Origin of the sequence: Adhaeribacter rhizoryzae (genome assembly GCF_008629685.1) — a bacterium.
Classification (GTDB): domain Bacteria; phylum Bacteroidota; class Bacteroidia; order Cytophagales; family Hymenobacteraceae; genus Adhaeribacter; species Adhaeribacter rhizoryzae.
This window is the reverse complement of record NZ_VWSF01000008.1, coordinates 156520-171251: the sequence shown is the minus strand read 5'-3', so window position 1 is coordinate 171251 and position 14732 is coordinate 156520. Positions and strand designations below refer to the sequence as shown.

Annotated in this window: 16 protein-coding genes; 4 read left to right on the top strand and 12 right to left on the bottom strand. The window is 43.8% G+C overall.

Translation table 11 applies throughout. The features are described from left to right. Positions 1 to 37: 37 nt before the first annotated feature. Both F0145_RS12590 and F0145_RS12585 read right to left on the bottom strand, forming a co-directional pair. A complete protein-coding gene (locus F0145_RS12590; RefSeq protein WP_150088763.1) occupies positions 38 to 1351 on the bottom strand; it encodes an NCS2 family permease in 1314 nt (437 codons plus the stop codon). A gap of 205 nt (positions 1352 to 1556) precedes the next feature. Beyond that, positions 1557 to 2324 carry a S1/P1 nuclease gene (locus F0145_RS12585; protein WP_150088762.1) on the bottom strand — a complete coding sequence of 256 codons (768 nt, stop codon included), beginning with the start codon at positions 2322 to 2324 and terminating at the stop codon, positions 1557 to 1559. A 216-nt stretch (positions 2325 to 2540) separates the two neighbouring features. On the opposite strand from F0145_RS12585, the gene F0145_RS12580 reads away from it, so the two are divergent. Further along, positions 2541 to 3020 carry a VOC family protein gene (locus F0145_RS12580; RefSeq protein WP_150088761.1) on the top strand — a complete coding sequence of 160 codons (480 nt, stop codon included), beginning with the start codon at positions 2541 to 2543 and terminating at the stop codon, positions 3018 to 3020. 51 nt (positions 3021 to 3071) lie between these two features. On the opposite strand, the gene F0145_RS12575 is transcribed toward F0145_RS12580, so the two are convergent. From F0145_RS12575 to F0145_RS12565, 3 genes are all read right to left on the bottom strand, one after another. Beyond that, entirely contained in the window at positions 3072 to 3584 is a 513-nt protein-coding gene (locus F0145_RS12575) for a YdeI/OmpD-associated family protein (protein ID WP_150088760.1), read from the bottom strand. A 311-nt stretch (positions 3585 to 3895) separates the two neighbouring features. Then, positions 3896 to 4924 carry an aldo/keto reductase gene (locus F0145_RS12570; protein WP_150088759.1) on the bottom strand — a complete coding sequence of 343 codons (1029 nt, stop codon included), beginning with the start codon at positions 4922 to 4924 and terminating at the stop codon, positions 3896 to 3898. Positions 4925 to 5461: 537 nt separating this feature from the next. After that, the gene (locus tag F0145_RS12565) at positions 5462 to 5914 is read right to left on the bottom strand and encodes a MarR family winged helix-turn-helix transcriptional regulator (RefSeq protein ID WP_150088758.1); all 453 of its coding nucleotides are present in this window, start codon (positions 5912 to 5914) and stop codon (positions 5462 to 5464) included. Positions 5915 to 6018: 104 nt separating this feature from the next. Here F0145_RS12565 and F0145_RS26835 point away from each other — a divergent pair, with 104 nt between their 5' ends. Beyond that, on the top strand, positions 6019 to 6141 hold the full coding sequence (locus F0145_RS26835) for a hypothetical protein (RefSeq protein WP_262719727.1): 123 nt from the start codon (positions 6019 to 6021) through the stop codon (positions 6139 to 6141). Between the two features lie 19 nt (positions 6142 to 6160). On the opposite strand, the gene F0145_RS12560 is transcribed toward F0145_RS26835, so the two are convergent. Together F0145_RS12560 and F0145_RS12555 are read right to left on the bottom strand one after the other, a co-directional pair. Then, positions 6161 to 6664, bottom strand: coding sequence for a hypothetical protein (locus tag F0145_RS12560; RefSeq protein ID WP_223816014.1), 504 nt, complete (start codon positions 6662 to 6664; stop codon positions 6161 to 6163). Positions 6665 to 6916: 252 nt separating this feature from the next. Then, a complete protein-coding gene (locus F0145_RS12555) occupies positions 6917 to 7231 on the bottom strand; it encodes a hypothetical protein (protein ID WP_150088757.1) in 315 nt (104 codons plus the stop codon). 297 nt (positions 7232 to 7528) lie between these two features. On the opposite strand from F0145_RS12555, the gene F0145_RS12550 reads away from it, so the two are divergent. Together F0145_RS12550 and F0145_RS12545 are read left to right on the top strand one after the other, a co-directional pair. Then, entirely contained in the window at positions 7529 to 8257 is a 729-nt protein-coding gene (locus F0145_RS12550; protein ID WP_150088756.1) for a class I SAM-dependent methyltransferase, read from the top strand. A 226-nt stretch (positions 8258 to 8483) separates the two neighbouring features. Next, positions 8484 to 8906, top strand: a complete 423-nt coding sequence (locus F0145_RS12545; RefSeq protein WP_150088755.1) for a hypothetical protein — start codon at positions 8484 to 8486, stop codon at positions 8904 to 8906. Between the two features lie 26 nt (positions 8907 to 8932). Here F0145_RS12545 and F0145_RS12540 read toward each other — a convergent pair whose 3' ends face one another. The 5 genes from F0145_RS12540 to F0145_RS12520 form a co-directional block, all read right to left on the bottom strand. After that, the gene (locus F0145_RS12540; protein ID WP_150088754.1) at positions 8933 to 9421 is read right to left on the bottom strand and encodes a GNAT family N-acetyltransferase; all 489 of its coding nucleotides are present in this window, start codon (positions 9419 to 9421) and stop codon (positions 8933 to 8935) included. A gap of 51 nt (positions 9422 to 9472) precedes the next feature. After that, positions 9473 to 10558, bottom strand: coding sequence for a DUF3616 domain-containing protein (locus tag F0145_RS12535; RefSeq protein ID WP_150088753.1), 1086 nt, complete (start codon positions 10556 to 10558; stop codon positions 9473 to 9475). Between the two features lie 335 nt (positions 10559 to 10893). After that, entirely contained in the window at positions 10894 to 12000 is a 1107-nt protein-coding gene (locus F0145_RS12530) for an efflux RND transporter periplasmic adaptor subunit (RefSeq protein ID WP_150088752.1), read from the bottom strand. A gap of 138 nt (positions 12001 to 12138) precedes the next feature. Next, the gene (locus F0145_RS12525; RefSeq protein WP_150088751.1) at positions 12139 to 13395 is read right to left on the bottom strand and encodes an ABC transporter permease; all 1257 of its coding nucleotides are present in this window, start codon (positions 13393 to 13395) and stop codon (positions 12139 to 12141) included. Between the two features lie 13 nt (positions 13396 to 13408). Beyond that, on the bottom strand, positions 13409 to 14656 hold the full coding sequence (locus F0145_RS12520) for an ABC transporter permease (protein ID WP_150088750.1): 1248 nt from the start codon (positions 14654 to 14656) through the stop codon (positions 13409 to 13411). Between the last annotated feature and the right edge of the window lie 76 nt (positions 14657 to 14732).

Sequence of the window (14732 nt, the reverse complement as noted above, 5' to 3'; positions counted from 1 at the left end):
ATTAAAGCACATTATAACGTTCCCTAGTACGATCCTATTAACGGTGTAAAAACAAAGCGGCAATACAGAAAATATCAATTATCAGCAGCGGCCAGGGGACTTCTTTTCTTTTTCCGGTTATTAATTTTAAGGCGGTCCAGGACAGAAAGCCCCAGATAATGCCTTGGGTAATGGAATAGGTAAACGGAATTAAAACCATCGCCAGGAAAGCCGGAATGGCTTCGTCGAGTTGCAGCCAATTAATTTTTATGACGGGCCGTATCATAAATACGCCTACCAGCACCAAAGCCGGCGCAGTGGCAATTGCCGGAATAACCGATAGCAGCGGCGCTAAAAACAAGAACGGCAAAAACAGCAAACCACCTACTACCGCGGTAAGCCCGGTACGGCCGCCGGCATCAATCCCAACCGCCGACTCAATGTAAGCCGTACCGGGGCTGGAACCAACCAAGCCAGCTAAGGTGGTGGCTACGGCATCGGTCATGAGGGCGCGTTTTACGTTTTTGGGCTCGCCGTTTTCGTCCAGCAGGTTGGCGGCTTCGGCTAAACCCACCAACGTAGAAAGGCTATCGAACATATCGGTAAAAACAAAAGCAAATATTACCGGCACCACGGCCCATTGCAGCGAGTTTATTAAATCTAACTTAAATAACAAGCTAAAATCCGGAGCGGCAAAAATACCGTTAAAGTTTACGAGGGTAGCGGCCGCCTCGCCGGTAGCCCACCAACGGCCCAATGGATAAGCCGCCAGCGTGGTAAATAAAATACCCAGCAATATGCCGCCCTTTATATTTTTGGTTACCAATACGGCTGTAACCAGCAGGCCTGCCAGAAAAGTAAGCAAGGTTGGGTTTAAGGGGCTCACGCCAATAATAGTAGCCGGATTAGAAATGATAAATTTGGCATTGGCAAACCCGATAAGCGTAATAAATAAGCCAATACCGGCTGCAATCGCATACCGCAAAGGCCGCGGAATAGCTCGCACAATATAGGTGCGCACGTTAAAAGCCGATAAGAGCAAAAATACAATACCGGACCAGAATACGGCCCCCAAAGCCACGGGCCACGGCACTTGCATACCCAATACCGCCGAAAAAGTAAAAAAAGCATTCAGGCCCATACCCGGTGCTACCAATATTGGATTGCGGGCGTACAAGCCCATCATCAGGCTACTAAAAAAGCATACAATAACTGTAGCGGTTAGCGCCCCGTCAAAAGGCAAGCCGGCTTGGCTTAAAATACTGGGATTAACCACAATAATGTAAGACGTAGCCAAAAAAGACGAAATACCCGCAATTACTTCGGTGTAAACATTGGTATTGTTTTCTTTTAATTTAAAGTAAGACTGCATATAAGGCGGCGTTAGGCTTGCGCATTAAAATCAGGTAGGTAATAGTACGGTTTAAAATAAATTAAGGCAAATAAACCCAAAGCTTCGACTTCAGAAAACAACCGCCAATATTTACCATTATTTAAATAAAAAGAAAATGCACCGCCGGAATATATCCACAACGGTGCATTGCTTTAAATTAAGCTTTAATTAAGTTCTAAAATATTTAGCCGTATATCTGGTTTAACAAGCCGGCCAGCCGGACCCCGGCCTGCAATAATAGCTGTTGTACCGTACCAAAGTTTTCGTAAGAATAAACATAGCCTAATTTATTGTCTTCGGGCAATTTATAAACCTGCGGACGATAAACCATCATGCCTTGGGCCCAATCGCGGATGTTATTGGTTTGCCAGGCTTTTATTTGTTCTTTGGTAACCGGCCCTACAAAATTGGCTAATTCGGTAAAGCTTAATTGCTTGCCTTCTATCATGTCGCTGTCCCAAACGCGGTGCAGGTTAGAATTTTCGCCAAACCATTGCAGGCGCACGCGATTACCGCCCTGGTCGTCTTTGCCGCCCACGTGCAGCGGTTGGTGCAAATCGCCTACCAGGTGTACCAAATATTTCAGGTACTCTTCTTCTTTTTCGCGGGCTAAATTACTGGCTTTCAGGGTGGCAATAACTTCTTCGAGTTTCATAACCACATCGCCGTTCGGGTTTTTCTGGGTAGCTTCGTATTGCATACCGTCGGGTATGGTAACCCAATGCCAGTCGGCGGTATGATCGTACTTTTTATCCGACCGAATATTATCCATCCAATCGGCAACTTCGGCCAAAGAATTTTGCTGCAGTACTGCGGCTACTTTTTTACGGGCTTTTTTATTTAAATGCTGCTCGGCTACCAGCCCCACTACCCGGTGGCCGGTTTGCCCCCAAGCCAACGCCTGTGCTGCTACAAACGGCACTAAAAACAAAATCAGGAATATTTTTTTCATGTTAGAATAACGCAATTTTATTACCAGTAATTTTTTATCTGTTTGGCGGTGCAAAGATAAAGGTAAATATTAAGAGCAGTTCCGGAAGCTAGCTTTAAATTCTCTGCTCCCAAGCCGGTTATAGTATGTAAGGGTGTTTCAGAAGATTTAATCCGGCGTTTAGCTATGTTTTGGCTTGGTTAAAAGTTATATTTACTTTAAGACAGCCTTGTTGCCATGAAACGCTTTAGCCAATATTTTATTCTGAGTTTCTTTTTATTTCTCTCGGGTGCTGCGCTAGCCCAGAAAACAGATGCTGCCGCACCGGGAATATTGGTCTTAAATCATATAGCGGTACACGTGGTTAACCTGGAGAAAAGTACTGCTTTTTACGAACAGGTGCTGCAATTGCAAAAAATACCGGAGCCTTTTAAAGATGGTTTACATACCTGGTTTACGTTAGGTGTAGCCGGGCAATTGCACTTAATTCAGGGCGCGGAAAAAGCGACTACGCACAATAAAAATGAACACTTATGTTTTAGTGTAAAATCTATAGAAGATTTTATCGCTAACTTAACTAAGCACAACATAGAATATACCAACTGGCCGGGTACCGCCAAAGCGCCAACGGTGCGCGTAGATGGCGTAAAGCAAATTTATTTCCAAGACCCGGATGGCCACTGGATAGAAATTAACAACGACTATCCTAAAAACTAACTCACGTTATTAAAACTATAGTACTGGAAGGCAATAGCTGATTATTTACCGTTAAGGCCTTTTTCCTAGCCCCAGCATTTCCCGGAACGACTCTTTACCCAAGGGCAGTTGTTTCAGGTTTTCGATGAGCAAAATAGCCCGATCGATGCGGAGTTGGGGGTTCTTAACCGCCGAAACATAATGAATAATGTAGCGCTGCCGGCCCGGCGTGAGTTGGTCGAATCGTTCCCGGCCAATATTATCCTGCTGCAGCAACTCGGCTAATTCTTCCGGCATGTCCATTCCGTACTGGCTTTTATCTTCTTGCAGCGTTACCTGCACTACATCGCCGTATTTTACCCCCAACTGCTTTAAGCGCTTATTATTAATGCTGATATAGGCATTCCCCTGCCCCAGCGCCATAAGTCCGCCCTGAAAAGTAAGTTTATGGTTTACCGTACACAACAGCCGCATGTTAAATTTGCCGCCTAGTTGCTGCAATATTTCGGCAGGCACTTCTAAATAATGCATCCCGACGAGGTACTCTAAACGCCCAATGGGGGTAGCATAAGTAATTACGGACATAGCCAGTGCTTCTCCAGATTAATATTTAGAAAACTTATCCATTAAATAAGACATTATTGGTCGAGTTGATGGTAATTCATAATTTATAATTTATAATTTCTAATTGGGCGGAGTACTAACCTGTTTTAAGCAGAATATTTTATAGATAACCGGTGTAGTGCTAAAATTAAGCGTTTAGGAACAAGTAACAAAAAAACAGGCCAGAAGCTAATTAAATGCTCCTGGCCTGCAAAAAAGGAAGTTATGAAAACAGTAATTATATTATAGCAATTATGTTGCCACAATTCCTTAAAGTATTATTTATTAACTATTTATTTTACCGGAAACCGGTCGCCCATTTGCCGTTCTACCATCCAGCCAGGATACATTTTTTCGGGCTGACTAATCGTGTTTAATCGGGTTAGCTCCTCGGGGTTTAAATTAAAACTAGCCGAATGAATATTGGCCTGCAACTGCTCCGGCGTTTTGGCCCCGATAATGGTACTGGTTACACCGGGTTGCTGGCGCACCCAAGCCAGTGCCACTTCTGCCGCCGATACCTGATAATTATTTGCCACTTCCAGCAACACATCAATAATATCGTAGGCCCGTTCTTTGTTTATAACCGGAAAATCAAAAGTATCGCGCCTGGATTGTCCGCCCGTATTGGTTTGGTCGCGGGTAAACTTACCGGATAAAAAGCCACCGGCCAGGGGGCTCCAGGGCATAAATGCTAAATGCTGGTCTTGCGCTAAAGGCAATAATTCGTGTTCTACATCGCGGTTAGCAGCGGCGTAAAAATATTGCATGGCTATAAATTCGTGCCAACCGTGTTTACGGGCAATTCCTAATGCTTTCATTACCATCCAGGCCGGCCAGTTACACACGCCTATGTAACGCACCTTGCCGCTCTGCACCACATCGTGCAAGGTATGTACCACCTGCTCTACCGAGGTAGCAGCATCAACCCCGTGCACATACAATAAATCAATATGATCTACCTGCAAACGCGCTAAACTTTCTTCTACAGATTGCATTACGTGGTACCTCGATAAGCCTAATTCGTTTAGGCCGGGTCCCATGCGGCCCCGTACTTTAGTAGCAATAAACAGGCTGTTGCGGTTCAGGCCCACTTGTTTTAAGCTGGTGCCCAGCATTTGCTCCGATAAACCAAAAGAATATACGTTAGCGGTATCTATAAAATTAATGCCGGCATCTACCGCTGTTTTCATTAGCACATTAACTTCATCTTGTTGCTGCCGGCCAATAGCCTCCCAGTGGCCCTGCCCGCCAAAGGTCATGGTGCCAAAGCACAATTCCGATACCAACACACCGGTATCGCCTAATAAATTATATTTCATGGTTCAGGTTTATTAAGGTTAGCAAAGTTTAAGTTGCTGTACGTGTACGTAGCGAAATATGTACCGGTAATTATTCAGGTTAATAATTTTAATTACCCCATTACGCTAAAAAGATATTAACCAGGAGTAAATTAACTGTTTTACTTTATTTTGATACCTAAATAAATGGCCGTGCCATTACAACCAATATTTAAGCTTATTACCTGGCGTAAACAAAAAAACAGGGCAAAAACGGTTATAAACCGCTCCTGCCCTGAAGAATAAAAGCTATGAAAACAAGTTAATTATTACAATTTCCTTGCCATCATTTAAATACAAACTAACCGCCTGCCTTTGCTTTGTCTATTTTTTAAATATTTATATTAAACGCTTATTACCTTTATCACTAAGTATTTATTTACAACCGCTTACATTATACCAAAATTAATTACAAAGGATATAAAACCAAATATACCAACTACTCAGAATAGCCTTACAGGAAAATAGTTATATAATTCAGATAATAATAACAGCTATTAATTTTCTTTTTAAATATCCTCAGCTCCGCAATTTATCCAGCAGTTCGCCCACCAAGGTTGCTTCTTCAGCCGTGAGGGTGTTATATAACTGATCAAATTCCGCAATAATATAATCGGTTTGGGCTAGTAAGTCGAGGCCTTTTTTGGTGATAACAATATCTACTTTCCGGCGGTTATCGGCACATTGGCCGCGCTGCACCAATTCTTTATCCAGCAATTTATCTACCAACCGGGTAGCGTTAGACATGGGGTCCATCATGCGTTCCTGAATCATGCCCAGCGTACTGGGGTTAGGATGTTGCCCGCGCAAAATCCGTAGCAAATTATGCTGCTGCAACGAAAGCCCGTACGGCTTTAGCTTCGTGGCAATATGCTTTTGCACCCAATTACCCGTAAACATGATGTTTACAATCATGCGGTGGTACGGATTGGTAAAACTTTTTTTCTGTTTTATTTCATCTTCTAATTTCACGGCGTAGCTCTTTAATGGCGAAAGAAGGCTTTGGAAAATATTCCTATAAATATAAAATTATCGGGGTAATAACCGCCTCATTAACTCTTATTTTTTACAATTTTATGAAAATATTTATTTTACCGGTAATACTTTTTACCGGCTTAAGAAATAAACTTAGCTTAAACAAAAAAGCAGGAGCCGTTGGTACGGCGGCTCCTGCTTTTGATAAACTGCTTTATTCCTGAATATTGTTTTTATAACTGGTTACACCACAGCAACATCATCTTCATCAAGTTCTTCTACGGTTGGCTTTTCAAATAAAGTGCGCGACAAAGCCGCGGCTGTTAAGCCGCCTAATAAATACCAGGCAATGGTCATGGCTTTGGTTTGGGTAGTTCGGCCGCTGGGCTCAGTGCCCAAGCCCATAGGCCCCGGCAACACCACGCCACCAATGCCGGCCAAGGCTCCTAACGTTGCTCCCCGCAACCAGGCTTTCCGCCCCGTACCCGTCAGGCTATAATAAATTGAGTTCGACAGAATATCGCCGATAATAGAATATTGAAACAGTTTTTCTTCTTCGGGCGGCTGTTCATTCATTTTGTACATACCGCGGGCAATGGCCCGCATTCCTAAAATATCCATGCGCGGGGCATTCGGAATAAAACGACGGGCTGCTTCGTGCACAATGGTTAAGGCAACAGCTCCGGATAAGCCACTGGCCAAAGAAACTAATGATTTTTTCAGAAAGTGCGATTTCGTTTTTTTCATAGTTGTGGAATAGAACATGATGGTTGCCTGTATATATACGTAATACCTATGGGTATAGATAATACCAAAACATAGGTAATTTATAATACAACATAAAAATAATAAAAGAAATAACCCGGCAAAGTTGTTACCAGCTAGTTATTTATAGAAGACTAAACAACTACTGGGTAATTATTCCGGAATACGTTATATAAAGCAAAAAAGCCCGGCTGTTAGCGTAGCCAGGCTTTTTTGTTTACAATCCGTAACCCGTTAAGACGGATCGTAGGCAGTGCTCCGACGGGAAGCGTGGGCCGGATTGCTAGTTTTATAATCGCTTTTAGAACGGGAAGATAAATACCAGGCTCCGGCTGCCAATAAAGCACCACCAATTACTTTTTGGGTAGTGCTCATGTTTTTAACTTTGCTGGCAGCGGTAGTACCGTATTGCTTCAACGAATCTGGTATATTATTCAGGTTCACGTTACCCAACATAGAAGTTGCTTTATCTATCAGGCTGCCAGTTGCAGTATTGCCAGCAGTTCCACCCATTTGGTTTTGTCCGGAATTATTCATTTGATTTTCCATAGTTCAATTAGTTTAATAATCTGTAACAAATTAATTTTTACCTTAAATAGTTTATGATCAACGGCACAATTGGCTTCGTCTATCAACTTAAGGGAGAACTTTTTATCGGATAAAACAAACTTTTGTTACACCTAGCGGCATTTTTATTTTACAATATTACTTACCGCTGCCGCCGCTTTCCCTTAAAAAATACTTGTTTTAAATTACTTACCAATTTTAGCACCTGATTATTTATACGTGATTTTACCAGCAATGCATAACAATTTGTAGCTTTACCCGTTTTTAAATTTTACATTCATGATGCCCTACCCCGATTTTATCAATAATATTTCTTTCCGGTTTTTTCAGCCCCATACCAAACAACCTTTGGGCATTGGCACCCTAAAACGGACTTTGCCGAAACTGGGTATTTCGCTGGATGTGCTAAATACCATTTTGCCCGAGCAGGATGCCGAGCTAAAAGAAAAGCTGAAAGAAGTTTGTAAGGTACCGCGCATGTCTACGTTTGCCGTGGGTGCCATGATAAACCAAGCCGTGGCGCAAATGGCGCCCGACGAAGTTTTTGTAAATGTGGGCGTGTGGAATGGTTTTACTTTTCTATCGGGCGTGGCGCACAACCCCGATAAAATTTGTATTGGAGTAGATAACTTTTCGCAGTTTGGTGGGCCGCGCGAAGCTTTTCTGAAGCGCTTTAACCGCCTGAAAAGCCCTAAGCATTCTTTTTACGATATGGATTACCAGGAATATTTCTCGCGGATGCACCGGCAAAAAATTGGTTTTTACATTTACGACGGCGGCCATAAGTACGAAGACCAGTTAAAAGGTTTAAAAGTAGCCGAGCCTTATTTTTCGGATAATTGCCTGATTTTGGTAGACGACACCAACTGGAAAGACCCTTACCAGGCTACGCTGGATTTTATGCAGACCAGCCAGCACCGGTACAAACTTCTACTCGACCGCAAAACCTACCGTAACGGCCACCTTACTTACCACAACGGGGTGATGATTTTTCAGCGGGAAAAGTAAATTACTTAGGCAATTTTGGGCAAGAACACCCACAATTTAATACAAATCTTATAAATATAAAAAACCCGATAGGGCTGTTTTACCGTAAGTAAAGCAACGCAGTTTTAAGCTGCAAGATGGAAATACCTATATGTTAAGTACATAGGGGCTTGGGAGCGGCGCTTTACGCGTAAGTCGTTTTACACATAAGCCTGTTTATCTTTTAATCTTTTAATTGAGTGAAAACATGGCCAACTATCAATACACGATTGACTTACCTATGCCATCGCCCGAATTATCTCCGCAAGAGGTAATTGGGTTGGTAATGGAATCTTTGCGCCAGAACGACAAAGAAGATACTGGCATCGAAACTACTTTTAACTTTGCCTCGCCGGCAAATAAAATGGCGGCAGGTCCGCTGTTAAATTATAAACATCAGGTTAAAAACCCTTTGTTTCAGCCTATTCTTAATTTTGCCTCTTACCAAACCAGCGATTTGGTCTCGGATGGGGAATGCGCCCAGCAAATAATTATTACCCGCAACGAAGAAGGCTGGGACTCTGGTTTCCTGTTTACCCTTACCAAGCAGAACGCCGAGCCTTATACCGATTGCTGGATGATAGACAGCGTGCGCCGGGTAAACCCTAAAGTTTACGGCGTTACGGTTTAGGCTACCTTTTAAAAAGGTGCTTTTGCTTACGAGGCAGTTAAATCCAATTCCATTTTAATATCGGAGCGTTTGTAGGCGCTGGGTGGGCAGGGAACCTGCCGGAAGCCCAGTTTGTGGTAAACGTGCAGGGCAGACTGCAAGCTGCGGTGGGAATATAATTCTAGGGTAGTGGCACCCAAAGCTTTGGCTTCAGCAATAGCGGCCTGGCATAAAGATTGTCCTATTTTTAAACCCTGCACTTTTTCTGTTACGGCCATTTTGCCTAACTCGTAAGTAGTATCGGTAACTTTAAGCAGGGCACAGGTGCCTACTATTTCGCCTTGGTAACGGGCAAATAAAATATGGCCGCCTTTGGCTATAATATAGTTTTCCGGGTTATCCAGAATTTGGTTATCCAAGTCTTCGAGTTCGAAATATTTGTTTATCCATTCGTGGTTTAAACGCCTGAAAGCTTCTTTATAAGCCGGAGCATAAGGCAATATTTCGGGTTTAGCTGCCGCAGAAGTAGTAGCCATAATTTAATAAGGTTGTTCTAAGCAAGGCAAAACTACTATTTTTGGCGTAGGCTACAAAGTATATAAATCAGCTATTACGCCGTTATCACCTATTTTGCGGTCATCGGTTGGTGAGTCGTGTACAATCAGCACGTGCTTTTCGTCGTATAGGGCCATGCCTTCGGCCTTGTCTTTACCCGTAGTAGGACCGGAACCGTGGGGTACATCAATTAAGCGCTCCAGATCTTTGCGGTGCACAATGGCTTCGTCTTCCTGCAACAACGCGTTGGGCCAGCGGTAAACCGCAATAGTGCCATCCAAATCCATAGTGGGGCCGGCTAGTAGCAGCAAATCGTTGCCGCTTACGCGCAGTTCGCGCACGCCCATGCCTTCCAGGTGCAGAAAATGCTTTTTGTACAACCGGTTTTGTTTATCAGGTTTCAGCTCAAAATAACCGTCTTCGGTATCTTTTACCTCTAATTCCAGAATAGCTGCCCAACCCCGCAGCACCGGCCCCCGAATACCCAGAAATATACGGTCGCCGCTCACTGCCAAGCCTTCAATATCGAAGCCGTTGTCTTTACCTGGTATTTTGAGGAAATCTTTAAAATGAATATCATCTGCAATAGCATCCATCAGTTGATTACCTTTTTTATGCATCACTAATTGGGCGGCGGTTAATATTTTATCAGGGTGCTTGGGGTGCGGACAACTTTTGTAGAGTTCGTAATTGCCGGTTTCTTCGTTTAATATAATAGGAATGCGGGCCAGCAAGTAGCGGTTAGGATCGTCTTTTATTTTAGCCAGCCTTTTAATTTGCTTGGCCGGGCTATCTTCTTTGCGGGGCTTTTTACGGGCTAAACTATGCGAGCCCACCAACCATAAATAATGATTTCCGTGGCCTAATCCTTCAATATCTACTTCGCAATCTCCACCAGCCGGCAGTTTTAAATATTTATTCAGGTCAATGGATTGATGCTCGCCAAAGCTACCTGCATCTGTCAGTTTCAGGCGTTCCAACGAACTGCGCTCATCGCAACTTAGCCACAAATTATCGCCGGTCCGGAAAGCTGCCGATAACCCATCGCGCACGTGTTTGCCAGCTTCGTTAAAACTAATATTATTATCGAACAGGAGTTTAATATCCTTCTTTCTCATAAGTACAACCTGGTTTGGGCTTATAGATGCATTGGCACCAGTTGCAAGCAACATAAATTGCCGCAGCTAACGCCAATATTTAAATCTTGTTTTGGTTTATACGCAGAAGCGGAAAAGAATAGAAGGTGTAATAAAAATAGAAGATAAAAAAGAATAAAAATTTAGGTAAACCACTGTTCCTTGGTTTGTCCCCTGACAAGCCAACGCATTACCATTCCAAATCTGTCCTAATGCTTGAGTTTATGTTCCGGCCTGTGAGGGCACAGGCCGGGGTAGTCAGAATTTGGCACCTCAGACTAATAAATAACTGCCGGCTCTTTGTTGGGCTACTTTATTTAGGTATTACTTTTTTTTTCTGCTGCTTCCGGCTCTTTTACTTTTACCTTATCTTCTTTCGAAATGCCCGAAATTACCTCAATATTAATGCCATCAGAAATACCGGTTTTAACCAGGCGTTTTTCAAATTGCTGCGGCGCGGTTTCTACTTCTACAAACGTGCTATCTTTGCCAAACTGCAGCAAGCTTTCTTTAATGGCGAGTACGCTGTCTTTTTTATCCAGCACAATATCGGCGTTGGCGCTGTAACCGGCCCGGATAAAATCTTTATCATCGAGCAATACTTTGGCCCGCACCTGAAATTTAATGGCACCTTCTTCGAGTACACCTTTAGGGGCAATATATTCCAGTTTAGCCCGAAAGGTACGGCCTTCTATGGCACCAATGGTTAAGTCTAGGTCCATGCCTTCGCGTATTTTACCAACTTCCGATTCGTCAATTTTACCTTCAAAAATCAGGCTTTTCATATCTGCGACGGCAGCAATGGTGGTGCCTTCGTTAAAATTGTTGCGCTCAATTACCGAACCGCCGGCTTTAACCGGCACATCCAGCAACATGCCGTCTACGGTAGAATACACCGAGTTAGAGGCCGTACCGGTACGCCGCGAAGCGCCCCGCATGGCAATCTGCAAATTACTTTCTGCCGATTCCAAAGCTTCTTTCTTTAATTGGGCATCTACCCGAAACCGGTTAAATTCCTGCTCAGCGATTACTTTCTGCTCGAATAAACCTTGCTGGCGGGCCAGTTCTTTCTGGGCTTCAGCGTAGTTAATGCGCGCCGTTTGCAAGGTAGTTTGGGCATTATTTACGTTTACCACGTTTGGTACAATCCGGATTTTCGCAATTAATTGACCGGCTTTTACCACCTGGCCCGCCTCCACATACAATTCTTCAATTATACCCGAAACCTGTGATTTTATTTGCACTTCCCGCCGCGGTACAATAGAACCGGTAGCCACTGTTTTCTTTATAATATTTGTTACAAAAGGCTTTTCGGTTTTATAAACGATAGGATCGGTGTGCGATTTTTTATAAAAATAATATCCCAGCCAGCCGGATAAGACCAGGAAAAGTAAACCAAATATTCCTAATAAAACCTTTTTCATTTAAGTTTAAGTAATTAGTGTTTAGCTATTAGTAGTTAGTTTTAAGTTGTTCGCTTTAAGTTTTTAGTGACTAGCTGTTAGTAATTAACAATTTAACAATCCAACACTTCAACCATTCAACAATCAACAATAATCAATTTATTCATCCCGGAGGGCTTCTACGGGGTTAACACGAGCCGCTTTGGTGGCCGGAATTAAGCCGGCCAGCGTGCCGGTAAAAACCAACAGCAACACAGCGGTCAGGGCAATAGGTACGTTTACTTCCGGGTTCGAAAAGAAACCGGCATCTACTTCGTATTTCGTCATCAGGTAATCTATAAGAGCCACTACGCCGGTGCCCGCCAGCAAACCCAGGTAACCGGCAAAACCCGTTATCACCACCGACTCCTGAATAATAAGGCTAATGATAGACCAGGGCGTAGCACCGAGGGCTTTGCGCACGCCAATTTCTTTCGTGCGCTCTTTTACCACAATCAGCATAATATTACCCACGCCAATAATACCCGCGATAATGGTACCGATGCTCACAATCCAGCTAAATGCCGCAATGCCGGTAAACAGCCCCTGTATCTCCTGAAACTCTTTTTCGACGTTAGCGGAGCCAAAAGCCTTTAAATCTTTGGGGTCTACTTTGTGCCGGCTCATCAGGAACTGCTTTACCTTGTCTTCTACCACGGCGGCGGGTATGCCGGGCTTAGGCGTCATGGCAAAGTAGCCAATTTTATTTACCTGGTTGTAGGTTTGCTGCAAGGTAGTAGTAGGAATATAAATGGTTTGGGCGTTTTGAATCAGGTCTTCGCCTTTGCCGGCACCGCGCGAAACACCCACCACCCGGAAGAAAGCGCCTTTAATATTTATATATTGCCCGATGGGATTCGCGTCTTTCCCAAATAATACTTCTATTACCCGCTCCCCAATTACCGCTACTTTGCGTTTGTCTTTTAAATCGAGGTGGTTCAGAAAACGGCCTTTTAAAATCAGAATGGGTTCCACCTGACGAAACTCCGGGTAATCGCCGCGCACCGAAAAAGAAGAACTTTTGGTTTTGTAACTCACCGTAAAAGTACCGCCCAACGATGTACTCGGATTGATGATAGCCACTTCCGGAATTTCCCGCTTAATCGCAGCCATGTCGTCGTTGGTCATCTGAATAAACCGGCCAGCTTTTAAGCCTTTGTAAGGAATACTCGTGCGCTGGGTCCAGACAAATACCGCATTTTTAGCCACGTTAAAATCTTTAACTACCCCATTCTCCAAGCCTTTGCCAGCACCTAATAGCACAATCAGCATAAATATTCCCCAGAACACCCCGAAAGCTGTCAGGGCAGTTCTTAACTTATGCTTCTTTACGGTAGCATAAATTTCACTCCATTTATCCAAGTCGATAATGCTCATGAGAATATTTGCGTTAGTCAGCGCGTAAGGCTTCTATGGGTTTAATATTAGCGGCTTTCAAGGCAGGTACCAAGCCGGCAACAGCCCCCGAAATAACCAGCACAATGGTGGCGGCAATGGCAACTTCCACGTCTACTTCGGGCCGGGCAAAAAAGGGCAACTCGGCCCCGCTCGACTCCAGTAAATACCGGATACCATCTAACAAACCCGCGCCGGCCAGCAAACCCAGGTACCCTGAAAAAGCAGTTATTACGATAGATTCCTGTAAAATCAAGCTTACCACCGAGAAAGGCGTAGCACCTAAAGCTTTGCGGACACCAATTTCGCGGGTGCGTTCTTTTACAATAATGAGCATGATATTACTTACGCCCACAATACCGGCAATTAAAGTGCCGATGCCCACAATCCAGACGAAAGTACGAATGCCGCTGAATAGGCCATTTAATTGCTTCAACTCGCGTTCGTTGTTGTTTACCTGCAGCGCCAAAGGGTCTTCTTCTGAGAATTTATGGCGGGTAGCCAGCACTTTGCGTACGCGCTTTTCAATTTCATCGGCAGGAATACCATCCTGGGCAACTAAAGCCAGCATCTGTACTTTGTTAGGCTGGTTAAAAGTGGTTTGCAGCGTGGTAAAGGGTATGTAAGCCCGCTCCTCCCGGCGGCCTTTGTTATTGCCGCTGGCATTAAATATCCCGACCACCTTAAAATAAATACCTTTAATATTTACGTATTCGCCCACCGCATTTACCGAATCGCCGAACAACACATTTTTAGCCGTTTCGCCCAGCACAATTACTTTTCGTTTTTCTTTATCGTCGTTGGGGTTTAGCAAGCGGCCTTTGTTTAGCTTTTCGCCGTTCATTTTAAAGAACTGGTCCGTAGCGCCAAATACCTGGTAAGAGCCGTTTTGTTTTTGGTAGTTAATGGTAAATTCGCCGAAAAGCCGGTTGCGGGGTGCAATAATTTTTAAATTATTTACCTCCCGTTCAATAGCGGTAATATCGTCGTTCGTAAAATTTATTTCCCGGCCGGGTGCCAGGCCCTGATGCGCCAAAGAAGTGCGGCCATTGGAGAAGAAAATACTGTTTTTAGCCCCATCGCCAAAACGGTTAAAAATGCCGTTTTCTAAACCTTTACCAACGCCCAGTAATAAAACCAGCATAAATATTCCCCAGAAAACGCCAAATGCCGTCAGGAAAGTACGCAGTTTGTTTTTGCGCATCGTGCCTAATATTTCCTGCCATTTATCTAAATCAAACATGGTTTATTGCTGGTTGTTGATTGCTGGTTGTTAGTTGTTGGTTGCTGGTTGTTGGTTGTTGGTTGTTGGTTGCCGA